Source organism: Nitrospiraceae bacterium (genome assembly GCA_021373015.1).
In the GTDB taxonomy this organism is placed as follows: domain Bacteria; phylum Nitrospirota; class Thermodesulfovibrionia; order Thermodesulfovibrionales; family UBA1546; genus JAJFTJ01.
In genome coordinates, this window is record JAJFTJ010000004.1 from 24,142 (window position 1) to 46,119 (window position 21,978).

Consider the following 21,978-nt stretch of genomic DNA (forward strand, 5'->3'; position numbering starts at 1 on the left):
TGAACATATGAGACCAGCAAGCTTTTCTCTTATTATTGGCATATTGGCTTTTGTAATGGGCATGCTTTTTTTAACTGCCCCGGGTTTTTTAAAAAAAATAAACACTTTTTCCACGAAGATGATAGCAAAAATTGATGAGGCTTCTTTCTCTTACAGAAACGGTGTTGGTATCTGTCTTCTAATTGCATCCGTATTCCTATTCTTTATGGCATATTACTTTACCAAGAGGCACTAATGCTGAACCTTTTCAGGACTGCTCCATATGGAATTGATATGGGCAGTGGATCTGTCAAGGTAATAGGGCTAAAGTCCAAAAAGATTTCCCTTGCAGCTTTCACAGATATTCCTTTTGGCGCAAAACATGATGAGTCTTTGCTTGCCGGCAGACTGCGTCAGTTTTTCAGTGAGATAAATATATCAGGGAGGGATGCTGTTGTTAATTTGCCCGGAGCAATGTGTTTTATAAGAACAATAACTCTTCCTCCTATGCCAAAAGGCGAACTGCATCAAGCAGTGCAATGGGAAATCAAAAGACAGATTCCATATTCATTAGAAGATGCGGTGTATGATTATGTCACTATGGAGACTAAAGAAGGGATTATCGTCACCTTTGCATCTGCAGAAAAAAATAATGTTCAAAGTTATATTTCCCCGATAAAAGAAGCTGGAGTAAACGTTATGGCAGTTGATGTAAGCCCTCTCTGTATTTTAAGATCTCTTCCTCTAAAAGGTTCAGGCAATATTATAATCCTTGATATCGGTCATAAAAATATGGAAATAAACATATCAAACAACAACATACTCAGATTCACTAGGTCAGTTGAACTCGGAGGGGAAAATATAAAAGACAATCTTTTGACTCAAGGGTATTCAGGTGATGAGGCAGAAAAAATAATGATGGGTGGGCCTGTTGAAAAGATTAAGGATATTCTAGATCAATTTGTAAGAGAGATATTCCGTTCTACTGATTATTTCAAAGTTACATCAAAGGAAAGAAGTTTTTCAGAAGTTGTGCTTACAGGCGGGGTAGCGATCAATTATGCGATAATAAATTACATATCACATTTATTGGATGTTCCTGTCAGAACTCCAAATCCCTTTGACGGTCTTGTTCTAAAAGATGAAGCCTTAAGACCATTGGGACCCAGATTTTCAGTTGCAATCGGGCTTGCACGGAGAAATGCATGAAAAAAACACTGAATCTGCTTCCACTGGCAGCTAAGGCAGGAGGAACAAAAGGGAGAGGATTATCTGACTATTTGATTATTGGAATCTGTGTTTATGCAGCTGTAATCATGAGCTTATGGGTTTCAAGAACCATTGAATATAAAAAACTTGTTTCTGAGAATAATCTTCTGGCAAAGAAAAAAATTGAACTACAGGGAAAGATTGCCCCTGTGTCAACAACAGGAGTTCCTGCTTCATACGCGCAGGAGATCATAAATGCGATAGAGCAATCCCAGAAATGGAGTCTTATAATAAGCGATATTTCCGTTGTAACTCCTGAGGATGTATGGCTCTCATCAATTGAAACAAGAATTGACGGAGGAGCAAAGCTGATGAATATAAAGGGCTTCTCGACTTCACAGCTTGCAGTTGCAAATTTCATATCAGCCCTGGAAGCGTCAAATCATTTCTACAATGTTGAGATAGTATTCTCACAAAAAGGTGAAAAAAATATTTCATTTGAACTTAAGACAAAATTAAAATGGGTCTAAAATCTATAACTGACAATATAAACGAAAAATTCTCTGCTCTCACTAAAAGAGAGCAGATGATATCCATAATAACTTTACTGCTCGCTTTAATATTAATCCCGTACTTAATGCTGCTCTCTCCATTACAGGTAAAAATCAAGACCCAGCAGCAAACTCTTGAAACCCTGAAGAAAGAATTAGATTCGCTAAATCAAATTGCTGCCTTGCAGGTCACAACACAAAAACCTGATACTGAAAAATTTTCCTTGCCGCAGGCAGATGATCTTTCCGGCATGCTTGCATCAATAAGCAAAGAGGCAAATCTTGCAAGAGTTGATTTCATATCAATAGCTCCTGAGGGTTTTATAACTAAAGACAAATTTATAGAGCTTAAGGTAAAAATTGAATTAAGGGTAAAATTCAGACAGCTGTACGATTTTCTGGGAAATATTGAGGCAAGGCATAAACTTTTTTTAATTCAGGATATCAAATTCGAAACAAATCCAACAGTATATCCCTCAGGGATTGCAATAATAAAAGCAATCACCTATTTAAAAGGGAAATGAAAGTATGAAAAGAAAAACTGCAAATAAAATTTTAGTGTTAATATGCACTGTATGTTTGACGGGTGCATTAACACCTTTTATAGTATGTGGAGAGGGGATTTCTGATATAAAAACCGATGCCCTAAAATCACCTATTAAGGAAAAATGGGGAAGAGATCCTTTTATAAAATACGAAGACAGATTAAAAGAAAAAGCAGCAGGTGACAGCCCCTCTTTATTAGATATAAAGATTGATGGCATAATATCAGACGGGAAAAAGGCGCTTGCTATAATAAACGGCGGTTTTTACAGGAAGGATGAAAAAGTGAATGATTTTTTGATAGTTGCGATAGATAAGGAGAAAGTTACTCTGGAAAAAAACGGCAAAAGATTTTCTCTGGGAATAGAGAAATTTGCCATAGAAAAATCCCTTAAGGGAGGGAAAAAATAGCATGGGAATAAAATTTCAAAAATACACGAACAAAAAATTCTGGGCTTTAATTATACTGCTCTCTCTGATTCTGGCTCCGGGTTTTGATATTGCCTTTGCCCAATCCACTGACAAAGGACCGCCTGTATCAATCGAGCTCAGAGATGTTGAACTCAGAGATGTTTTAAGAGCCCTGGGGCAGGAACACGGCATAAACATTATCATCGATGAAAAAATCACAGGCAAGGTTACTGTAAGCCTCAGGCAGGTCCCTCTTTGGGATGCAATTGATTCCATTCTTAAAGGCAAAGGTTTTGCATATATAAGGGAAGATAATATTGTAAGAGTCGTTCCTATGGCAGAAGATGAAGATCTTATTACCAACACTTTTACTGTTAAATATGCAAATCCAAAAGATATTGAGCCTGTAATAAAAAAGATATTAAGCAAAAAAGGCGACGTAATATCAGACACCAGAAGCAATACTTTAGTAATAAAAGATACTCCTTCGGGCATTAACAGGGCAGAACAACTGCTTAAAAAAGTTGATATAAAAACAGGCCAGATAATGATCGAGGCAAAAATCGTCGAGGTTAACACTAATGCAAGCAAGGAATTAGGCATACAGTGGGGCACAACCTTCAACAAAGGGGATTTGGTAGTTTACGGAGGAGGGAGTAAAGCAACTGGAACAACTGTTGATCCAACTGCAACTACAATTCCAACTGCAACTACAGGACTTGCAACTTCTACTACTGCAAATACATCTCCGCTAACAATGGGCACAGGCACTTTTGGAAATGCCTTTAATGTAAATCTGCCGGCAGCAATCGGAGCAGGTTACGGGGGGGCAATTGGCATCGGTCTATTGGCAAAAAACATTGTCCTTGATCTTCAGTTATCTGCGCTTGAAGTGCAGGGTAACGCTAAAATATTATCAAGCCCAAAGGTAATGGTTCTTGATAATCAGGAAGCGACAATTTCAAGCGGCACGCAGATACTTATTCCTACTACAACTACAGTTGGAACAAGTGTGGGCACAGGAGGCAGCACCGGTACATCAACAGGAACTACAACAACTGGAGTTACTGAAAAAGAAGCTACCTTGCGTTTGACTGTTACTCCCAGGGTATTAGATAATAACCAGATTTCTCTAAAGATATCCGCAAAGAGAGAGGAATTTGATTTTAGCCGTGCTGTTCTTGGAATTCCTCCTAAAGTTTCCCGCGAAACACAGACAGCAGTTATAGTGAAAAACGGAGAAACAATTGTGATCGGCGGCATATTTACCGAGACCGGCAGTGAAGGTGAAAGCGGTGTCCCTTTGCTTTCAAAGATTCCTTTAATCGGCTGGTTGTTTAAAAAAGAGACCAGCTCAAAAATAAGGACAGAGCTTCTGATATTCATAACACCTCAGATTAAAACAGAATAGCATTGATCACAAGAGCGCTAAGAGACGTCTACAGGATTAATCTTGGCGTTAAAAAATCTGAAAGAAAAAAATCTCCTAGCATGTATCCTTAATAAAAAAGTCTCATTTGCAGACAGAGGTAATGTAAGCGCCCCTTTTCATCAGGATTTTGTTTTCTTTACGCCTGATGTTAAACTTATTAATGCCTATGGCAAAACAGAGATACTTATGAAAAACGGTAAATTCTCATGACTAAATTAATAGAAAACATCATAGTATTTATCACAGCACAAAATGAAGAAAAGGCTGTAAACATCGCAAAAGCCCTTGTGCAAGAAAAACTTGCAGGCTGTGTGAATATAGTTAAAAATATACGCTCCATCTACACTTGGCAGGATAAAATTGAAGATGAGTCTGAAGTCTTAATGATTATAAAAACCAAGAGTTCCTTGTTTGAAAAACTTAATGCAAAGGTAAAAGCTCTCCACAGTTATACTGTTCCTGAAATTATTGCCATACCTATAGTTAATGGCTCAGATGATTACCTTAAGTGGCTCAATGAAGTTACAGATTAAACTTAAAACTTTATTATTAATATTTTTTCTTGTTTGTATGGCTTCAATATCATGCAACAGACTTTCAGAAGAGAAACCTGTAAAGAAAACAGAACAAAAATACGCCATCTCAATTCTTCCCACTCCTGTACTAAGCAGTACTGACTTTTCTGAAATTTTTGGCGGGAATGATGGAAAAACATTAAAACTAAACAAGAAAAAATTTATTGAAGAGGTTGAATTTATTGCTTTTCCGCAAACTGTTTTTACAGTTGAAGAAGAAATCAGAAAAAACAACATTAATATTTTCAGAGTAACGAGCAAAGAATATCCTTATAAGAATGCCTCTGGGTACTACATTGACAGCAGATTTGTGGAGATAAAAAAAACAAGACCAATTGAGAGAGTAAAAAATCTTCCTGATAAGAACACAATTATTAACAAACTAATCTCAATGCAGGGCTCGATATATGTGTGGGGAGGTAATTACTCAAGTGGAATTTCAGAAATGCTGAATTTTTATAGGCCATCAGCTGATTTGCCAACTGATATCACAACACGATGGATACTAAAAGGAGTCGACTGTTCAGGTTTGTTATACGAAGCAACAAACGGGTACACTCCCAGAAACACTGAATCTCTCTTTTATTTCGGAACTGGGGTTGACATTGAAAACTTAAAGGCAGACAAAATAATACAAAAACTCAGATCTCTGGACATTATAGTCTACAAAAGACATGTAATTATTGTTCTTGATAACAAGAAAGTTATTGAAAGCACAATAACTGAAGGCGTGAAAGTCAAAAGTCTAGAAAAAACAATCATAAATATTATTAAAAATATTCACCCTGCAAATGAATATAAAGCTGACAAAAATAACTTTGTTGTTAGAAGATGGTATCCAGAATAAATATAAGTTTTTAGAATCCTAAATTACTGCTTTCGAAGTAACTCCAGATTTAGCGTTTGATTCTCCAGATTCTTTTTTGAGCATAGCTGAATGTCCGTTAAAAACAGCTCCCTCTGCAACAGTAAGCTTCTTGGTTGTAATTTCACCCATAACCTGACCCTTGGGTTTCATTTCTATTATTTCACTGGCTTTAATATTTCCGTCAACTTTACCGCCTATTACAACACCCCTTGCTGAAATATCACCTTTGAGATTTGATCCCTCGCCAAGGATAAGCCAGTCAGCTTCAACATTGCCTTCCACTTTACCATCTATTCTCACTGTCCCCTTTGCTATTACATTTCCCTTAAAATGACTATTTAGTCCGATAAAAGATTCAAGTTTTTCTGTATTCTTTGAAAACATCAGATATCTCCTTTTATTTAGCTATTATCCTCAGAAAACGCTTGAGGACCCTGCGGTCCCATAAATTTTCTCGGATTTATTGGTTTGCTGTTTTTCCATATTTCGTAATGACTGTGTGGGCCTGTGGAATTCCCGGTTGTTCCGGCATAAGAAATTACTTCTCCTCTTTTTATACGCTGACCTACTTTTACTGCATTCTGTTTATTATGCGCATAAAGAGTTGAATAACCAAACCCATGTTCAATAACAACAAGATTGCCGCTGCCGCCATTCCATCCTGAAAAGCTTACAATACCGTCTGCAGTTGCAGTAACAGGATTACCAGGAGATGCAGCTATATCAATCCCTGAATGAAAACCTTTCTCTCCTGTTTTTGGATGATCTCTCATACCAAAAGGAGATGTTATATTGCCTGTAACAGGCCAGCCTTTAGGTGTTGCCATATAAAGGTCTCTCTGCTGGCTTAGGTAATCTCTTATGTCTCCAACTTTTTCAACGGTGTTTTTAATTTGAAGCTTAAGCGTTTCCATATCAATTGAACCGCTGTCAGAGGTATCGACATTTTCAAGCACTTTGTCTTTTGACTTAAGAGAAAATAATTTTTTGAATTCAACTTCAGCTTTTTTAAGCGCTTCCATCGTAGATTTAATTTCTATAAATTGACTTGAATAATATGTCAGTTTTTCTTTCATCCTGTAATATTCAAATGCATCAACAGCTACTGAAAAAACATAGACTGTGCCTATTAACCATAGGACTATTGAGATTGCAATTCCAATTGATGGGATTTTGAGATTGACAGTTTTTCTGCTGGTGTGCGGTATCAGCATTATAGTGATAGGAGTAAAAGCCTTTTTAAGGAAGAGTTTTATTTTATACATATCTCACACCTCTGCCTCCTTTCTCAATATTCCCAATTGAAAAAGCATTATACCCGGTTTTACTCAAAAGACCCAGCGTCTTGTCCGCTTCATCAGAAGATACTATTATAATATAACCTACCCCTAGATTGAAAGTCTTTCTCATGTCGTCTTCAGGCACACCGCCAATATCTTTTATTAGATTGAATATTGGGGGGATATTCCATGAGCCTTGCTTGATAACAGCAGACACGCCCTTTGGGAATATTCTGGGAAGATTCCCAGTAATTCCTCCGCCTGTTATATGCGCCATTCCCTTAACTGTTATTTTATTTCTTATGGCATTGAATGCCTTAACATAAATCCTTGTAGGTTTAAGAATCTCTTCACCAAGAGTCATGCCAAGTTCATCAATATATGAATTTATGTCCATTTTTTTTACATCAAAGAAAATCTTCCTGACTAATGAATATCCATTGCTATGAATCCCGCTTGAAGCAATCCCTATTATTGCATCGCCTTTTTTTATCTTCGAACCATTAATTATTTTTGTCTTATCAACTGCTCCGACTGCAAAACCAGAAAGATCATATTCTCCGTCTGGATAGAATCCAGGCATTTCTGCTGTTTCTCCTCCAATCAACGCACATCCAGCCTGTTTGCATCCTTCAACGATTCCTTCGATAACCTCCGCTGCTTTTTCAGGATACAGCTTTCCGGAAGCAAAATAATCAAGAAAAAAAAGTGGCTCTGCTCCGCTTGTAAGGATATCATTAACGCACATTGCCACAAGATCAATGCCGACACTATTATGTATATCCATCATAAAGGCAATCTTCAGTTTTGTACCAACACCGTCAGTGCCGCTTACAAGCACAGGATGTTTAAATTTTTTCAGATCTACCTTGAAAAGCGCATTGAAAGATCCAATGTCCGTCATGACCTCGGGTCTAAACGTCCGTTTTACTTTTGAGGAGATAAGGGATATGAATCTATCTCCCTCGTCTATATCTACTCCTGCTTTTTTATAGGTAATACTGCGCATAAAAAAACTCCTGTCTGCTGTTTTTTGACAATTAGTATGGTATCACATTTTGTTAAATTTTGAGAAGATGTCTGGAATGTTTTACAAGAAAAAAGCCTGCGCCCTTTAAATGGCGCAGGCTTCGCTTTTTTTATATCATTAATACGCTTTTATTAGTGATCTGCCTGCTGATGCTTCTTAAACCACGGATACGCAAACTTAAATAAAAGAATGAACATGATCGCGCCCAGAGCCCACACCCCGCTTGCAATCACTATCTCATTAATGTTAGGAGAATACTCATAGATGTCTCCGAGAGCATCAGGTATAAAGCCTGGAACTACAAGACCTAATCCCTTTTCAATATATACGCCGACTATGAGAAGCGCGCATGCAATATTGAGCGTGAGGAACCTGTTCTTCAGAGAAGGGAATAACAACATTACAAAAGCTACAGTGTTCATCGCAACCGCAGTCCATATCCAAGGCACAAGATTGGTCTTGCCGTCCAGACCGAAGAAAAGGTAGTGCATTGAAGCGCCATGCACTGTATTTGAGTAAAAGTCAGTAAATATCTCTGTAAGAAGCAAGAATATATTAATTGCAAGGGCATAAGTTACAACATCAGCAATCTTGAATAATGCCTTGTCCTCAATTTTTATATCAGTATTTTTTCTTATGAGCTGGAATACCAGTATCATCAGTGCAGGACCAGAACAAAATGCTGAAGCAATAAATCGCGGCGCCACAACAGCAATGTTCCACATAGGTCTAGCCTTTATAGAAGCATACAGGAATGCTGTGACTGTATGAATGCTGATTGCAAAAGGTATTGAAATGAGAACAATTGGCCAAAGAATTTTCATATTATAGTCTCTGTTGTGCGCATATTGATAAAGCACATAAACGAGAGCTAGCAGATTGATTGCCAGATATCCGTTCAAAACCAATACATCCCATGCCATCATGGAACCCGGCAAATTCATCTTACCTATAACAGGCAGGGTATGCCATGCCCTTAGCGGCTGGCCTATATCAACTGCAACAAACAGTATACACATGGAAACAGCAACAACTGCCATCATCTCGCCAAAGAGCACAATCTCTTTTATCGGCTTGAATGAATATATATAAGCAGGGATTACCAGTATCACTGCTGCTGCTGCAACTCCCACAAGGAAAGTGAAGTTGGCGATATAAAATCCCCATGACACCTGGTCTCTCATCGCTGTCAGGATCAGACCTTTTGAGTACTGATTCGCGTATGTCAATGCTGCCACTGCAAGAATTCCAAAGAGCACAGCCATGGTAATGTAATACCTTGTGTGTCCTTCAAATATATGTTTAATCCCTTTTATAAAATGAATCATGGCTTCCTCCTATTACCAACACCGAAGAAATAGTAGAACTGTGGTTTTGTGTTGAGTTCCTCTTTTAATCTGAAGACCCTGTAGTTTTCGATGCAATACCTTATCTCACTGTTAGGATCAAGGAGATTACCGAATTTTCTTGCGCCGACAGGACATGCCTCAACGCATGCAGGATATCTTCCGTTTCTGCTTCTCTGGATACAGAATGTGCATTTTTCAACAACACCTTTATATCTAGGTCTGTTGCCGAGGTAATGTGTATTTGCATTTAATTCCTCTACGGGAATGTTCGGCTTTGCCCAGTTAAAGTGTCTTGCACCATAAGGACATGCTGCCATGCAGTATCTGCAGCCAATGCACCAGTTGTAATCTACAACAACAATCCCGTCCTTCTCTTTCCATGTTGCTGTAGCAGGACATGCCTTTACGCATGGCGGATCCGCACACTGTTGACACTGAACAGGCATATAGAAATATCCAGGCTCAGGAACAAGATCAGGATTATAATACCTGTCTGATTTCTCAAGATCATAAAGCTTCTCGCCTTTCTTCATCTTGAGGACTGTAATCCATTGTATCTCAGGATCTCTTGACTGATTATTCTCCGTGACGCACGCATGAACACAGCGTCTGCATCCTATACATCTTGCAATATCAAGCCCATAGCCGTAGATAACGTTCTCCTGAGGTTTTGTTGCATTTACACTTACAGGTTTCTTGTATTCCTGAGAATATTCATTCTCCAGTCTCTTAAGAACCTTTGCTATATCTGCTTCACTCAATTCAGTAAAATGCTTCTGGAGAAATGATTCCCAGAAAGCGTCTGCCTTATCAAGCGGCAGAGCAACAGCGGCTGCACCTATAGCAGCGCCTTTCAAAAAAGTCCTGCGGTCAATCTTCTTCTCTCCACTTTTATTTTTTTTATTCATATCTCTATCCCTCATAATAATAATTTTTTATTTTGTCTTAGCAGGCAGCTTTATGTTTTCCGGCCTCATTGGCGGCTGAAGAGGCTTTATAGCCTGGAATGCCGGTGAGTGCGGGTTGTGACAATTCAGACAATTTTCATACAACTTCTTTCCAGTCCACATTCCGATTCTCTTGCCATGAGTTCCAGCCTTCCACTCACGCGCAACCCTTCCATGACATTGAGCGCATAGATTGACAGCATTTGTAATATCAACGAGCTGGCCGTCGGCAAGTTTAAGTTTGTTGCGGTCATTCGGATTGTGACAGTTGAAACACCATCCTGCAGTCATGTGCTGCAACTTGATCTCTGTATGAAGTGTAAGCGTTCTTTGCTTTGCATTAGCAGGCATTGTTGCATGACAGTTTGAACACGGGAAAAAACCTTTTGTTATAGGCGGCTGTGGTGCAACAGTGTCACCAGGCGCAATCTGTTCCTGAGCTGCTTCAATTCCGAAGCAGACAACAAGAGCGAGCACCGAAGTAATCAGAATTACGAGAAATATACTTTGCTTTCTTGTCATAACTACTCCTCTTGAGCTTATTAGATAAGATTAGAATAAACGAGTAAGTATATCTCACTCAAATTAAAAAAATCAATGTTAAATAGAATAAGAATCCAACTAAAAAAATGAAATATTTTTTATAAATTTATAAATATTATTTATATACACAAAACAGAAATATCGTCTTAACCCTTTGTCAGAATTAAGCCTGTAAAATACATCTAAGGTTTTCTGAAACTCAGACAGTATAAAAGGCCATGCGTTGTGTATTTCACTTCAACCTCACGCATGTCCTTGGGAAGAAGTTTCACCGGAGGCTCGATGGGTTCATCACGTTTGTAATAATTCCTCGCTCCAGGAACAATCCATGATGCTCCCCATGCTAGTTTTTCTGTTTCATCAATAATCGCAATTTTTGTTCCAGGCTTTGCAACTCGTATCATCTCATCTATAGCAGCTTTCTTGTTCGTAAAGTAATTTATCCCTCCAACATGGAAAACCACATCAAAACATTCATCTTTAAAAGGCAGAGCTTCTGCATTAGCATAAAAAAGCTCTAAATCAAGTCCTATTTTTTTCATCTTTTTCTGACAGAGCCTAAGCGGCTTCATAGCAATGTCCAGTCCGTAGTATTTTGCAGACCTTGGAAGATGATTAAGATTCTCGCCTGTTCCAACTGAGACCTCGAGAACTCTTGAATTGTCTTTTATCTCCAGTTCTTTAAGAAAATCTCTGCGCACCTTTTTTACACCGCCGTCAAGAATCAGCATTACTGTCCTGCTGCTGATATCATAATACCAACTCATCTTGTCATAAATAAGCTGGTACTTTTTATCCAGCCCTTTAAGTTCTTCTTCTTTCTGGAATATCGGAATTTCATCAACAATTGAAAATTTCTCTCCTGAATCGCTCACAAGATATTCAATGTTTTTATCGTCAGGCGTCTTTTCTTTTTCCAGACGCAAAGGTTTGTGAGTATAAGGGCTGCGCAGAATTGATAGTGTTTCAGAATTCATTTTTCTACCTCTTGATTTTTTATTTGAGGAGCTATTTTAACATTAATGAATTTTTTGTGGAAATATTTGGCATCTTACCTAAACGGGAAACCTAATGGGTATAAATAAAAATTCAATGTGATAAAATATGCGGGATGACGACTATTCTAGTAACAAATGACGACGGAATTCATTCTCCAGGCATTATTGCGTTATTCAACGCAATGAAAGAACTTGGAGATGCCTATGTTGTGGCTCCTGACAGAGAGAGAAGCGCTGTAGGTCATATGTTAACTCTTCACAGACCCCTTAATGTCGAAGAGACAAAAGAACGGATGTACGCGGTAAACGGAACACCTACGGACTGCGTTGCTATTGGAGCTATAAAAATACTTCCTCGAAAACCTGATCTGATAGTCTCGGGAATTAATAAAGGCAGGAATATAGGCGATGATATAACATATTCCGGCACTGTTTCGGCTGCCATAGAAGGAACGATAATGGGCATCAAGTCTCTGGCATTTTCAGTTGTAGGAGATAAAAATTTTTATTTCGACACAGCCGCATATTACGCATATGAAATAGCAAAACATGTTCTGAAAAATTCTCTTCCGCGTGATACCCTTCTCAATGTAAATATTCCAAATACCAAAAAAGAAAAAATTGCGGGGACAAAATTCACGCGACAGGGAAAGCGCGTATATAATAATGCGGTTCACGAAACATTCGACCCAAAAGGCAGAAAACACTTCTGGATCGGCGGCGGCACGCCTGAATGGGAAGACAGAGATGACACTGACATAAAAGCAGTAGAGAACGGATATATTTCTATCACCCCAATACATCTTGATCTGACAAATCATGAAGTGTTGGGAATTTTGAAAAAAACATGGCCATTGTCCGAAAGACTTTTCACAAAAAAATAAAAACTGGCAAAGGGCTATTAACAATCCTGTTATGAAAAGCTATGATGTCATAATAGTCGGAGCAGGTCCTGCAGGCATTTTTTCCGCGTTGGAACTCCTTGAAAAAAACAGTAAGACAAAGATACTCGTAATAGAAAAAGGCAATGACATTGATAAAAGAAAGTGCCCCATGATGATAAGGGATATCCATTGCAGCGCATGTCCTGAATGTGCAATCTTGAGCGGATGGGGAGGAGCAGGAGCATTCAGTGACGGCAAGCTTACTCTATCAAGTGAAATAGGCGGCTTTCTTTCAAGATATATTGACGAAGAATATCTAAACTCACTTATTGATTATGCGGATAAAATCTACTTGAAATTCGGCGCTCCTCAAAAAAGCTTTGGCGGGACACAACAAGAGATTGAAAAAATTTCTCAGCTTGCATCCCAGAACAATATTCAGTTTATACCATCACGGATACGTCATATCGGAACAGACGGCTGTCTCACACTTCTTAAAAAAATCCGGCGCTTCCTCAATTCAAAAATAGACACAATGTTCAACACAAAAGGGATAAGTGTTATCACAGAAAAAGGCAAGGCTGTTGGAATTAAATTAAAAAACAACAAAAAGATATACGCTGATTTTATAATATTGGCTCCTGGCAGAGAAGGATCAAGATGGCTTGAAGCAGAATCAAAACGCCTGCATCTGACACTGCTCCAGAATCCTGTAGACATCGGGGTGCGCGTAGAACTTCACGCATCTGTTCTCGAATACTTAACAAGCATAACTTACGAGCCCAAATTCGTATACAACACAAAGACATTCAATGACAAGGTCAGGACGTTTTGCGTTAATCCTTACGGAGAAGTCGTTAATGAACACTCAAGAGACATGTGGACAGTTAACGGCCATAGTTACAAAGACAAAAAAACAGATTATACAAATTTTGCGCTGCTTGTCAGCACATTTTTTACAGAGCCTTTTCACGAACCAATATCCTACGGAAGATATGTTGCAAGACTCGCAAACCTTCTGGGAGAAGGAGTGATCGTGCAGAGGCTCGGAGATCTTCAGATGGGAAGACGCTCGACAAAAGAAAGAATAGAAAAAGGACTTGTAAAGCCTACACTCAAAGATGCGACACCCGGTGACCTGAGTTTTGTTCTGCCCTACCGGTATCTGAAGAACATATTAGAGACACTCGAAGCCCTCGACAAGATCGCTCCGGGCATTAATTCTGAACACACACTGCTTTACGGTGTCGAAGTAAAGTTCTATTCAATGCAGTTAAAACTGACAAAAAATCTCGAAACAGAGAAAAAGAATCTCTTTGCAGTAGGCGACGGAGCCGGAGTAAGCAGAGGACTTATACAGTCATCTGCTTCAGGAATTATTGCGGCAAGAGAGATTGCCTTAAGGATGCAGCAATGAACTTCGATGAAATGAGAAAAGAGATGGTAGATCTCCAGCTTATTTTGAGAGGGATAAAAGACATTCGCGTTATCAATGCAATGAGAAAAGTGCCGCGCCATCTCTTTGTGAGTGAAGCAATCCAGTATAAAGCATATGATGATATAGCTCTTCCAATTGGCGAAGGCCAGACAATCTCCCAGCCGTATATGGTTGCTGCAATGACAGAGCTTCTTGAATTAAAAGGTGACGAAAAGATTCTCGAGATTGGAACAGGGTCTGGATATCAAGCAGCAGTTCTTGCAGAACTGGCAAAAGAAGTTTATACAATAGAGAGAATCCCTGCGCTGGGGCAAAAAGCTGAAGAGACGTTTAAAAAATTAAAGTATAAAAATATTCGCATAAAAATTGACGACGGAACCATTGGATGGAAAGATGCTTCGCCATTTGACAGGATAATAATAACTGCCGCTGCCCCTTCTGTGCCGCAGCCCATCGTAGATCAGTTGTCTAACAATGGGATAATAGTTGCGCCTGTAGGAGAGCGTTTTTCGCAGCAGCTGATAGTAATTAAAAAATCAGGCAGTACCCTTGCAGAAGAATTTCATACGCCATGTGTTTTTGTGCCTCTCATCGGTAAGTACGGCTGGGGAAAAGAAGACAGATAATCTTTCATGGGATTAACCGAACTCATTGAGTCTCTCGACAATAACAAAAAATTCACTTCTCAGATCGCAGAGCAGAAACATATTCCTCCTGTGCTTCCAAGATATTCAAGACTGGATATTGATGATGATTTAAAAACAATGTTTACAAGTCAGGGCATAGAACGTTTTTGGAGCCATCAGATTGAGGCAATAGATTTAATTAGGCAGGGAGAAAATGTTGTTGTCATGACTCCCACTGCAAGCGGCAAGAGTCTTATTTATAACATACCTGTTATCGAATCCATTAAAGAAAATCCTGGGACAAAAGCCTTATACATTTTTCCGCTAAAAGGGCTTGAGCAAGACCAGATGAAAAATCTAAACGAACTTTTCAATAATCTTGGGATTAAAAATACGAATACCAAAAGCTCAAAGTCTCCGATTAAATGTGCAGAGGTTTATGACGGAGACACAACACAATACAGAAGAAAAAAAATAAGGCAAAATCTCCCGAATGTGATATTCACAAATCCGGACATGATCCACCTTGCAATAAATCCTTTTCATGTGAAATGGGAGAAATTTTTTAAAAATTTGAAATATATTGTCATTGACGAGATACATACTTACCGCGGAGTTTTCGGTTCAAATGTCGCTCATGTACTAAGAAGACTCAGAAGAATATGTGATTACTGGGGTTCATATCCTCAATTCATCGCATGTTCGGCAACAATCGCAAATCCAAAAGAGCTTGCAGAAGAACTTACTGGTCTTAATTTTAAGACTGTAACTGAAAGCGGAGCTCCGCAGGCAGGAAAATATTTTACATTTATAAATCCCATTGACAGCCCTTATACAGAAGCAACAAGACTTTTCATAGAATGCATTAAAGCAGGGCTTAAGACAATTGTATTTACAAAGGCAAGAAAAATCACTGAGCTGATATACAGATGGACAATTGACAAAGTGCCGGAACTTGCGTCAAAGATAAGCCCTTACCGCGCAGGATTTCTGCCAAAAGAGAGGCGGGAGATTGAACATAAGCTCTTCAGTGGAGAACTGCTTGGTGTCATCTCAACAAGCGCATTAGAGTTAGGCGTTGACATAGGCGGACTCGATGCATGCATCTTAGTCGGGTATCCCGGCTCTATATCAAGCACATGGCAGAGAGCAGGCCGAACCGGAAGGCAGGGGCAAGAATCATTTATAGTAATGATCGCAATGCAGGATGCGCTCGATCAGTATTTCATGAGGCATCCTGAAGCCTTTTTTGACAAATCACACGAGGCATGCGTTATAGATCCTGAGAACAAAAACATTTTGAAGAAACATCTGCCCTGCGCATCGTCCGAAATATATCTTAAACAAGACGACAAAATCTACGACATTAAAAAACTCAGGCCGCTGATAAACGAGATGGTTGAAGAAAATATTCTGAAACAAGGCAAAAAAGCAGAAATATGGTTTTCAAAAATAAGGACGCCGCAGAGAGAAGTAGAGATACGTACCATTGGAAAAGCATACGACATCATAGATGAATCGGGGAAAACAATCGGTGAGTTGAGCGGTTCAAGGGTTTTCAGAGAAGCATTTCCCGGCGCAGCATATCTTCACTGGGGGAAACAGTACCTGATAACAAATCTTATGATTGAACAGAAAAAAGCTGTCTGCAGAGAATCCGATCTTTCTTATTACACGCAGGCGTTGACAAAAGAAGAGACATCAGTATTAGCAGAGATCGAACGCAAAAATCTAAATAAATTAGAACTATGCAGAGGCATGCTCAGAATGAAAAGCCGCGTAACGGGTTACGACAAAAAAAGTCTTTTTGACAGAACAGTGATCTCAAGGGAAAAACTCGAAATGCCCGAATACATATTTGAGACAGAAGGTCTTTGGATAAAAATAGATGAAAGGATAAGAGATGAAATAGAATCACACGGATATGACCTGGCAGGAACACTGCATGCTGTCGAACATTTAGCTATAACATGCATGCCTTTGTTTGCCCTCTGCGACAAAGGAGATATTGGCGGATTGAGTTATCCTTTATATCCTGAATTCAGGACCCCTGCAATATTTATATTTGATGGTTACGAAGGCGGAGTAGGATTGACCAAGCGGGCATATGATGTCGCAGATGAATGGCTGAGCAAATCCCTTGAGATTATTAATGAGTGTAATTGCGAAAATGGCTGCCCTTCATGCATTCAGGATCCGCAGTGCGGCTCAGGCAATCAGCCTCTGGACAAACAAGGCGCGAGATTTTTGTTGGAGAAATGGCTGGGAGCGCATTAATTACACAAAGCCATTAAATCCTGTATCATTTGTTTAATGTTTTTATTAGATTAATGATTAAGGAAGGGAAAAATATTTTTCAATAGCTGTCTTTGCGAGAATGGATGATATCATGAAAACAATCCACTCTTTCTCGTTAACCTCATAAAAAAATCTATAATCTCCTATACTCCCCAATCCACTTTCTTTGTTTTGCGCTTAGTGATATATTGTTCTGCTGAAAGCGCAGAGATGCATCCGTCTGAGGCTGCTGCAACAACCTGTCTAACATCCTTGCATATAACGTCTCCCGCAGCAAACACGGCAGGGACCGATGTCTCCATGATCCTATCTGTTATAATGCAGCCTTCTTCATTGACTTCTACTGCCCCTGCAAGAAAATCAACTATGGGCTTGCTTCCCTGAAGATAGACAAACACGCCAGAAAGTTCGATTGCTGATTCTTTTTTTTCTGCATCAATAGTTTTTATGCGCTCTACAACATCTTTTCCTTCAATTGAAACAATCGATCTGCCTAAGAATAATTTTATGTTAGGTGAATTGAAAACAGGATGGTCGTCATCAACCTTAAGCTTTGGGGTTGTTGAGACAAGACAAACCATGCTTGCAAATTTAGTTAGAAACCCTGCTTCCTTTACAGCCTCTTCAGAGTTACCGATTACGCAGACAGTCTTGCCTTTAAAAAAAGCAGCATCGCATACAGCGCAATAGCTCACTCCTTTGCCGAGGAATTCAGCCTCGCCCTTTATAGTTGGTTTTCTTCCCATCGAACCTGTTGCAATAATAACAGTCTTGGATTTATAGCTGTTATCCATTGTGAATACTTCTTTAATTTCCTCTCCGAAGTTTACTCCTACAACCTGCGTCTCTATATATTCTGCTCCGAATCTAATCGCCTGCTCTCTGAACATATCGAGGAGTTCTTTTCCTGAAACCGGCTTTGTGAGTCCGGGGTAGTTTTCAATTTTATGCGCATAAGCCAATGCGCCTGCTGTCTTTGACTTATCAAGAACTATTGCTTTTAGTTTTGCGCGTGAAGCATACTGCGCTGCTGAAAGCCCTGCCGGTCCTCCGCCGATTATAACAACATCATATATCTCAGACATCTATATCCCCTTGATGGTTTTTAATTTTGGATTGAATTATTTTTTGCTCTTAATTCCGTTTATTATATCTATCTTGCCTATAATCCCTGATATCTTTCTGTCTTCAACAACAGGGATCAAGTGCACTTTCTTTTCAGACATGATCGTTGCTATTTCTTCGACATCAGTCTCAGGGCTGACAGTGATTACTGCCTTGGTGTATATGTCATTTACTTTTACAGCAGTAATTTTTTTTATTTCATTTTCAATTTTGCTAGGGCTTTCAAGAAGAACGAATGCATCAAATAGCCTCACTACAGTCGGTATATGCAGACGTTTGTTCTGACTGACAAGGTCGTTCTCTGTCACAATTCCAATAATACTGCCGTTATTATCAACAACAGGCGCGCCGCTTATTTTATGCTTCGTAAGCATCTCTGCCAGTTCTTCTAACGGAGTATCAATTTTTACTGTTACCACGTCTCTTGTCATTATGTCTTTTGCTTTTATCATAAAAACCTCTTCCTATAATTTAGTTCCATCATACGGACAGAATTTATATGACGAGTTCATCTTGGTTCCGCAGTTTGGACAGAATCTCTCACTCTCATTTGCAGCCGTAAGATTTATTGTCTGGTCGTCAATAATGATTCTTTCAACAGATTCAAGCACAACAAAAACTCTCTCATTATTGCTCGTTTTATCTGCAGGTGTCATATAAAATCCCTGAGAATCAAGGTGTATGCTGTAGGAAAAACCTTCAATCAATTCTCCGTCATAAAAATAGACCTTTACATGTCTGCCTATCTCGGCAGATTTAAGACTTGCAGATGTTTTGTCAGTTTTTTTGTGTTTATCACCTTCGAGCGTCTTGACAAAAAATATCGCTTTCAAATCTCTGACGCATATCTTTACTGCCTCATACTTTGCGCCATTAAGATAGATATTAAAGCATTTCTTTTCCGGAGAAAAATCCCCTGCTGTTCCTTTGATAAGCGTGCCGTCTCTTTTTCTTGCAACAACTTTGTTTATCACTAACCTTCAATCTCCTGAAAATGATTTTATATGCATAGTATAGCAATAGCAGGCTGTTTTTTGAACTAATGATTGTTCTGATTTTTAAGAAGATTTTTTATTATCAGACTGCCTGCAAACCCGTTCAGGACACCGGTGAACGTTCCAAGAAGTATTATTAAAGGGCTTACTATAAGTATCGGCTCTAATCTCTGGATAAATAAAACATATGCCAGCAAAAGTTGTGCGCTGTTATGAAAAAAAGCAGCAACAAGACTCAGGCCTATTGGTCCAATGAATCTCTTAAATAAAGAAAAACATATTCCCATAGCCAGAGCGCTTGACACGCCGCCGCCCAGACTCAGGATAAATCCAGGACCAAGAAAAGTCCCCAATATAATTGAAGACAGCACGACTCTTATGAGAGTGACCATCATCGCTGCCCTGAAACCATAAAGCATAAGAGCAACCAGCGTGATGACATTTGCGATTCCAAGCCTCAGCCACGGAACAGGCGACGGAAGAATATTTTCGAAGCTGTGTATGACTATCGCATATGCAGAAAGAAGAGCTATGCGGTATTTATCCTGTAACTGCATCTATCTTCCTGTCATTATTTTCTTGAGGCGAAATAATTCTCACAACCACTCTGTTAGGCAGACATATTACCGCTCCTCTGTCAGTCCAGCCGCTTTTTATGCATATTTTGTTTTCACAAGGAGATTCTTTTATGTGAACCTTATTGTTTTTTATCTCTATTACTGTGTGCCCGAGTCTGCCTTTTACAGAAATAGATGTGTCTGCATTAAGCGGTAATTTATATGCGGGGACTCCGTCTACTTCTACTATCACATCAATCCCTTTCGGAATGAGTTTCCCAATTAAAACAAAACCCAAAACCGGGATTATTATAAATATGCAGAGCAGAACCTTGTCAGCAAAAGTCATTCTGGCAGCGGTCTCTTTCTCTGGTTTGTTAATTTCCGTGAACCTCAATTTTATCCTTTAAGCTTTCGGTCATGTGAATCTTTCCGCTTGAATCTATTATCATTCCTTCAATCTTCATATTATCAAGAAGGCTCAATCCCTTTTTGTATCCGATTATGAATACACCTGTTGAAAAAGAATCCGCAATATAGCCGTTCTTTGCAATAACCACTGCGGTCTGAGAAAACGCGGAAGGATATCCTGTCTTTGGATCAAGAATATGGTGGTATCTTTTCCCGTTAGAAATAAAATATCTTTCATAATCCCCTGAAGTTGAGACTGCAGAGTCAACAAGTTCTATCGTTGCAATAATCTCATCTTTCTCGCCCTTCTGTCTTGGATTTCTTATCCCAATCTTCCACGGCTTTCCGTCTGGTTTCATTCCAAATGCCTTGATATCTCCGGCAATGGCAACAAGTCCAGCCCTTATCCCATTTGCTTTTAAAATTTCTGTTGCCTTGTCAGCAGCATAGCCTTTTGCAATTCCCCCAAGATCAGCTGACATGTTTTTCTTCTTTAAATATACTGTCTGTTCTTTTTTGTTCAGGATAATGTTTTTATAATTCACAAGGCGCAGTCTTTTCTTGATCTCCAAATCATCAGGCTTTATCTTTTTCGTAAAATCCCATAACACTATTTGAGAACCTGTTGTTATATCAAAAGCGCCGTATGTTTTTTCTGATACATACAATGCTTTTTCAAAAATATCAAAAGTCTCCGGAGAAACCTTTACTGGCTTTATTCCCGCATTTTTATTTATCTCTGAAAGCTCGCTTTTTTCAGAGAAAAAATTAAGGAGAGTCTCAAGTTTTTCAATCTCAACGAATGCCTTGTCAATAGCCTTTTCCGCCTTTTCGCTAGAATTAGAAACAACGCTGATTTCCACGCGTGTATCCATAAGAATCACACTTTTTCTGTAAACCTTTTCCTTCTCTTCACCGCAGGCAGACAGGATAAAAAAAGAGCAGAACAGAAAAACAGCAGAACAAATTATATTTTTTTTTGAATCAGACAATTTTCTCACATTTTCCGCCATTTCAATTTTTGTTCATAATATCACAAAATACGAAATAGAGAGAATACTCTACCCTGATTTTACATGTTTTTTCATTTACAAAATCTCTCAGACTTGCTACATTTAGACAGGTTTTCCGGAAATGGAATAGTATGGATATTATATGTTAGTCATGGAGACACTAGAGTCCAAGAAATATGAAATGTGTCCCTTAATTTTACACAGTCGGACGCGGACAAGACCGCCGCGAAATTTAAGCAAGAGGAAAAAATTGCATCCAAGCAGCTTTAGGCCGGGGTCTTGCCGGTTAGCTCGGCGTTAGGCATCAAAGGGGGATTGATATGAGCGTGAAGGATGTAGCCGCAAGCTTGGGTGGGTTGTTGCTGATGCTGGCATTTGCAGCGGTCGGCATCGTTATCGTAACGCTGTTTTTCTACGGTGCAACTTGGGCCAGCACAAAGTTGCTCCCGTGGTTCTCAATGCTTACCTGGGTTGCGTTCGCAATCGTTGTCTTCATCCTTTTGCCGCTCGCTATCCCGCGGGCTACGCGTGGGTTCTCTAGCGTAGCTATGTACATCGTTTCCTACGTTTTCGGCGCCACTTTGTGGATGATGGGGTTGCTTCTAACACTCTCTATTTGGGGTATTACCGCAGTTATCATCGGCATAGTTCTTGGCGGCGTCGGCGTAGTTCCTATCGCAATGTTAGCGACGCTAATACACGGTTATTGGTTACCACTCGTCGAGTTAGTTTTGCTCACGGTCGCAACCTTCGGGTGTCGCATTGGTGCGATGTCGCTCGCACAGAGCCTTGAGCAACAGAGCTATGCCTAACGTTACATTTACCAATTTACCTATTCACCTTTGAAATTGTTTTGTTATCCAGATAAATCGGGACTCCTCGCAATGATGTTTTTGAGAGCCGCGGGCACAGCAAT

At 39.3% G+C, this 21,978-nt stretch carries 27 protein-coding genes; 14 read left to right on the forward strand and 13 right to left on the reverse strand.

The genetic code is table 11. The features are described from left to right. The first annotated feature begins 7 nt into the window (after window positions 1-7). From LLF28_00840 to LLF28_00880, 9 genes are read left to right on the forward strand one after another with little or no spacing between them, the layout of a single operon-like run. Window positions 8-235, forward strand: coding sequence for a hypothetical protein (locus LLF28_00840; GenBank protein MCE5193997.1), 228 nt, complete (start codon window positions 8-10; stop codon window positions 233-235). Next, the gene (gene pilM, locus LLF28_00845; GenBank protein ID MCE5193998.1) at window positions 235-1,188 is read left to right on the forward strand and encodes a pilus assembly protein PilM; all 954 of its coding nucleotides are present in this window, start codon (window positions 235-237) and stop codon (window positions 1,186-1,188) included. The genes LLF28_00840 and pilM overlap by 1 nt, the downstream gene beginning before the upstream one ends. After that, complete coding sequence (locus LLF28_00850) at window positions 1,185-1,718, forward strand: PilN domain-containing protein (protein ID MCE5193999.1); 534 nt, start codon at window positions 1,185-1,187, stop codon at window positions 1,716-1,718. The genes pilM and LLF28_00850 overlap by 4 nt, the downstream gene beginning before the upstream one ends. Continuing rightward, window positions 1,709-2,263, forward strand: a complete 555-nt coding sequence (locus LLF28_00855; GenBank protein MCE5194000.1) for a type 4a pilus biogenesis protein PilO — start codon at window positions 1,709-1,711, stop codon at window positions 2,261-2,263. The genes LLF28_00850 and LLF28_00855 overlap by 10 nt, the downstream gene beginning before the upstream one ends. 4 nt (window positions 2,264-2,267) lie before the next feature. Beyond that, window positions 2,268-2,693, forward strand: coding sequence for a hypothetical protein (locus LLF28_00860; protein MCE5194001.1), 426 nt, complete (start codon window positions 2,268-2,270; stop codon window positions 2,691-2,693). A gap of 1 nt (window position 2,694) precedes the next feature. Continuing rightward, window positions 2,695-4,104 (forward strand): type IV pilus secretin PilQ, encoded by a 1,410-nt coding sequence (gene pilQ / locus LLF28_00865; protein ID MCE5194002.1) that lies wholly within the window; start codon window positions 2,695-2,697, stop codon window positions 4,102-4,104. 42 nt (window positions 4,105-4,146) lie between these two features. After that, complete coding sequence (locus tag LLF28_00870; protein MCE5194003.1) at window positions 4,147-4,335, forward strand: hypothetical protein; 189 nt, start codon at window positions 4,147-4,149, stop codon at window positions 4,333-4,335. Beyond that, window positions 4,332-4,658, forward strand: a complete 327-nt coding sequence (locus LLF28_00875; GenBank protein ID MCE5194004.1) for a divalent-cation tolerance protein CutA — start codon at window positions 4,332-4,334, stop codon at window positions 4,656-4,658. Before LLF28_00870 ends, LLF28_00875 begins: the two co-directional genes overlap by 4 nt. Continuing rightward, window positions 4,642-5,547: an NlpC/P60 family protein gene (locus LLF28_00880; GenBank protein MCE5194005.1), complete on the forward strand. Its 906-nt coding sequence runs from the start codon at window positions 4,642-4,644 to the stop codon at window positions 5,545-5,547. The genes LLF28_00875 and LLF28_00880 overlap by 17 nt, the downstream gene beginning before the upstream one ends. A gap of 18 nt (window positions 5,548-5,565) precedes the next feature. Here the strand turns inward: LLF28_00880 and LLF28_00885 are convergent, their stop codons facing one another. The 7 genes from LLF28_00885 to LLF28_00915 all read right to left on the reverse strand — a co-directional run bounded on the left by LLF28_00885 (window position 5,566) and on the right by LLF28_00915 (window position 11,694). Beyond that, the gene (locus LLF28_00885; protein ID MCE5194006.1) at window positions 5,566-5,952 is read right to left on the reverse strand and encodes a polymer-forming cytoskeletal protein; all 387 of its coding nucleotides are present in this window, start codon (window positions 5,950-5,952) and stop codon (window positions 5,566-5,568) included. Window positions 5,953-5,969: 17 nt separating this feature from the next. Continuing rightward, on the reverse strand, window positions 5,970-6,833 hold the full coding sequence (locus LLF28_00890; GenBank protein MCE5194007.1) for a M23 family metallopeptidase: 864 nt from the start codon (window positions 6,831-6,833) through the stop codon (window positions 5,970-5,972). After that, window positions 6,826-7,857, reverse strand: a complete 1,032-nt coding sequence (gene purM, locus LLF28_00895; GenBank protein MCE5194008.1) for a phosphoribosylformylglycinamidine cyclo-ligase — start codon at window positions 7,855-7,857, stop codon at window positions 6,826-6,828. Before purM ends, LLF28_00890 begins: the two co-directional genes overlap by 8 nt. Before the next feature lie 152 nt (window positions 7,858-8,009). Next, window positions 8,010-9,206, reverse strand: a complete 1,197-nt coding sequence (gene nrfD / locus LLF28_00900) for a polysulfide reductase NrfD (protein MCE5194009.1) — start codon at window positions 9,204-9,206, stop codon at window positions 8,010-8,012. Beyond that, window positions 9,203-10,135, reverse strand: a complete 933-nt coding sequence (locus tag LLF28_00905) for a 4Fe-4S dicluster domain-containing protein (GenBank protein MCE5194010.1) — start codon at window positions 10,133-10,135, stop codon at window positions 9,203-9,205. Before LLF28_00905 ends, nrfD begins: the two co-directional genes overlap by 4 nt. A gap of 27 nt (window positions 10,136-10,162) precedes the next feature. Then, window positions 10,163-10,696 carry a hypothetical protein gene (locus LLF28_00910; protein MCE5194011.1) on the reverse strand — a complete coding sequence of 178 codons (534 nt, stop codon included), beginning with the start codon at window positions 10,694-10,696 and terminating at the stop codon, window positions 10,163-10,165. A gap of 203 nt (window positions 10,697-10,899) precedes the next feature. Then, window positions 10,900-11,694: a methyltransferase domain-containing protein gene (locus LLF28_00915; GenBank protein MCE5194012.1), complete on the reverse strand. Its 795-nt coding sequence runs from the start codon at window positions 11,692-11,694 to the stop codon at window positions 10,900-10,902. A gap of 134 nt (window positions 11,695-11,828) precedes the next feature. On the opposite strand from LLF28_00915, the gene surE reads away from it, so the two are divergent. From surE to LLF28_00935, 4 genes are read left to right on the forward strand one after another with little or no spacing between them, the layout of a single operon-like run. Further along, on the forward strand, window positions 11,829-12,599 hold the full coding sequence (gene surE, locus LLF28_00920; protein MCE5194013.1) for a 5'/3'-nucleotidase SurE: 771 nt from the start codon (window positions 11,829-11,831) through the stop codon (window positions 12,597-12,599). 31 nt (window positions 12,600-12,630) lie between these two features. Next, window positions 12,631-14,016: an NAD(P)/FAD-dependent oxidoreductase gene (locus LLF28_00925; GenBank protein MCE5194014.1), complete on the forward strand. Its 1,386-nt coding sequence runs from the start codon at window positions 12,631-12,633 to the stop codon at window positions 14,014-14,016. Next, the gene (locus LLF28_00930) at window positions 14,013-14,663 is read left to right on the forward strand and encodes a protein-L-isoaspartate(D-aspartate) O-methyltransferase (GenBank protein MCE5194015.1); all 651 of its coding nucleotides are present in this window, start codon (window positions 14,013-14,015) and stop codon (window positions 14,661-14,663) included. Before LLF28_00925 ends, LLF28_00930 begins: the two co-directional genes overlap by 4 nt. 6 nt (window positions 14,664-14,669) lie before the next feature. Further along, complete coding sequence (locus LLF28_00935; GenBank protein ID MCE5194016.1) at window positions 14,670-16,940, forward strand: DEAD/DEAH box helicase; 2,271 nt, start codon at window positions 14,670-14,672, stop codon at window positions 16,938-16,940. A gap of 164 nt (window positions 16,941-17,104) precedes the next feature. Here LLF28_00935 and LLF28_00940 read toward each other — a convergent pair whose 3' ends face one another. The 6 genes from LLF28_00940 to LLF28_00965 all read right to left on the reverse strand — a co-directional run bounded on the left by LLF28_00940 (window position 17,105) and on the right by LLF28_00965 (window position 21,050). Further along, window positions 17,105-18,046 (reverse strand): FAD-dependent oxidoreductase, encoded by a 942-nt coding sequence (locus tag LLF28_00940; GenBank protein MCE5194017.1) that lies wholly within the window; start codon window positions 18,044-18,046, stop codon window positions 17,105-17,107. Between the two features lie 36 nt (window positions 18,047-18,082). Next, on the reverse strand, window positions 18,083-18,538 hold the full coding sequence (locus LLF28_00945; protein ID MCE5194018.1) for a CBS domain-containing protein: 456 nt from the start codon (window positions 18,536-18,538) through the stop codon (window positions 18,083-18,085). 12 nt (window positions 18,539-18,550) lie between these two features. Then, window positions 18,551-19,060 carry a zinc ribbon domain-containing protein gene (locus LLF28_00950; protein ID MCE5194019.1) on the reverse strand — a complete coding sequence of 170 codons (510 nt, stop codon included), beginning with the start codon at window positions 19,058-19,060 and terminating at the stop codon, window positions 18,551-18,553. Window positions 19,061-19,125: 65 nt separating this feature from the next. Beyond that, the gene (locus LLF28_00955) at window positions 19,126-19,638 is read right to left on the reverse strand and encodes a Gx transporter family protein (GenBank protein ID MCE5194020.1); all 513 of its coding nucleotides are present in this window, start codon (window positions 19,636-19,638) and stop codon (window positions 19,126-19,128) included. Beyond that, window positions 19,622-20,035, reverse strand: a complete 414-nt coding sequence (locus LLF28_00960; GenBank protein MCE5194021.1) for a NusG domain II-containing protein — start codon at window positions 20,033-20,035, stop codon at window positions 19,622-19,624. The genes LLF28_00955 and LLF28_00960 overlap by 17 nt, the downstream gene beginning before the upstream one ends. Continuing rightward, entirely contained in the window at window positions 20,016-21,050 is a 1,035-nt protein-coding gene (locus LLF28_00965) for an FAD:protein FMN transferase (GenBank protein MCE5194022.1), read from the reverse strand. Before LLF28_00965 ends, LLF28_00960 begins: the two co-directional genes overlap by 20 nt. 332 nt (window positions 21,051-21,382) lie before the next feature. Here LLF28_00965 and LLF28_00970 point away from each other — a divergent pair, with 332 nt between their 5' ends. Next, complete coding sequence (locus LLF28_00970; protein ID MCE5194023.1) at window positions 21,383-21,874, forward strand: hypothetical protein; 492 nt, start codon at window positions 21,383-21,385, stop codon at window positions 21,872-21,874. Window positions 21,875-21,978 lie beyond the last annotated feature (104 nt).

Excerpts from the sequence above, each read along its gene's own strand:
- LLF28_00945 (MCE5194018.1), bottom strand. The coding sequence starts at position 18,538 with ATGATAAAAGCAAAAGACATAATGACAAGAGACGTGGTAACAGTAAAA.
- LLF28_00880 (MCE5194005.1), top strand. The coding sequence starts at position 4,642 with ATGAAGTTACAGATTAAACTTAAAACTTTATTATTAATATTTTTTCTT.
- LLF28_00875 (MCE5194004.1), top strand. The coding sequence starts at position 4,332 with ATGACTAAATTAATAGAAAACATCATAGTATTTATCACAGCACAAAAT.
- LLF28_00840 (MCE5193997.1), top strand. The coding sequence starts at position 8 with ATGAGACCAGCAAGCTTTTCTCTTATTATTGGCATATTGGCTTTTGTA.
- purM (MCE5194008.1), bottom strand. The coding sequence starts at position 7,857 with ATGCGCAGTATTACCTATAAAAAAGCAGGAGTAGATATAGACGAGGGA.
- LLF28_00885 (MCE5194006.1), bottom strand. The coding sequence starts at position 5,952 with ATGTTTTCAAAGAATACAGAAAAACTTGAATCTTTTATCGGACTAAAT.
- LLF28_00940 (MCE5194017.1), bottom strand. The coding sequence starts at position 18,046 with ATGTCTGAGATATATGATGTTGTTATAATCGGCGGAGGACCGGCAGGG.
- LLF28_00910 (MCE5194011.1), bottom strand. The coding sequence starts at position 10,696 with ATGACAAGAAAGCAAAGTATATTTCTCGTAATTCTGATTACTTCGGTG.
- LLF28_00930 (MCE5194015.1), top strand. The coding sequence starts at position 14,013 with ATGAACTTCGATGAAATGAGAAAAGAGATGGTAGATCTCCAGCTTATT.
- LLF28_00890 (MCE5194007.1), bottom strand. The coding sequence starts at position 6,833 with ATGTATAAAATAAAACTCTTCCTTAAAAAGGCTTTTACTCCTATCACT.
- LLF28_00855 (MCE5194000.1), top strand. The coding sequence starts at position 1,709 with ATGGGTCTAAAATCTATAACTGACAATATAAACGAAAAATTCTCTGCT.
- pilQ (MCE5194002.1), top strand. The coding sequence starts at position 2,695 with ATGGGAATAAAATTTCAAAAATACACGAACAAAAAATTCTGGGCTTTA.
- nrfD (MCE5194009.1), bottom strand. The coding sequence starts at position 9,206 with ATGATTCATTTTATAAAAGGGATTAAACATATATTTGAAGGACACACA.
- LLF28_00955 (MCE5194020.1), bottom strand. The coding sequence starts at position 19,638 with ATGCAGTTACAGGATAAATACCGCATAGCTCTTCTTTCTGCATATGCG.
- LLF28_00935 (MCE5194016.1), top strand. The coding sequence starts at position 14,670 with ATGGGATTAACCGAACTCATTGAGTCTCTCGACAATAACAAAAAATTC.
- LLF28_00860 (MCE5194001.1), top strand. The coding sequence starts at position 2,268 with ATGAAAAGAAAAACTGCAAATAAAATTTTAGTGTTAATATGCACTGTA.
- pilM (MCE5193998.1), top strand. The coding sequence starts at position 235 with ATGCTGAACCTTTTCAGGACTGCTCCATATGGAATTGATATGGGCAGT.
- LLF28_00970 (MCE5194023.1), top strand. The coding sequence starts at position 21,383 with ATGAGCGTGAAGGATGTAGCCGCAAGCTTGGGTGGGTTGTTGCTGATG.
- LLF28_00905 (MCE5194010.1), bottom strand. The coding sequence starts at position 10,135 with ATGAATAAAAAAAATAAAAGTGGAGAGAAGAAGATTGACCGCAGGACT.
- LLF28_00925 (MCE5194014.1), top strand. The coding sequence starts at position 12,631 with ATGAAAAGCTATGATGTCATAATAGTCGGAGCAGGTCCTGCAGGCATT.
- LLF28_00850 (MCE5193999.1), top strand. The coding sequence starts at position 1,185 with ATGAAAAAAACACTGAATCTGCTTCCACTGGCAGCTAAGGCAGGAGGA.
- LLF28_00915 (MCE5194012.1), bottom strand. The coding sequence starts at position 11,694 with ATGAATTCTGAAACACTATCAATTCTGCGCAGCCCTTATACTCACAAA.
- surE (MCE5194013.1), top strand. The coding sequence starts at position 11,829 with ATGACGACTATTCTAGTAACAAATGACGACGGAATTCATTCTCCAGGC.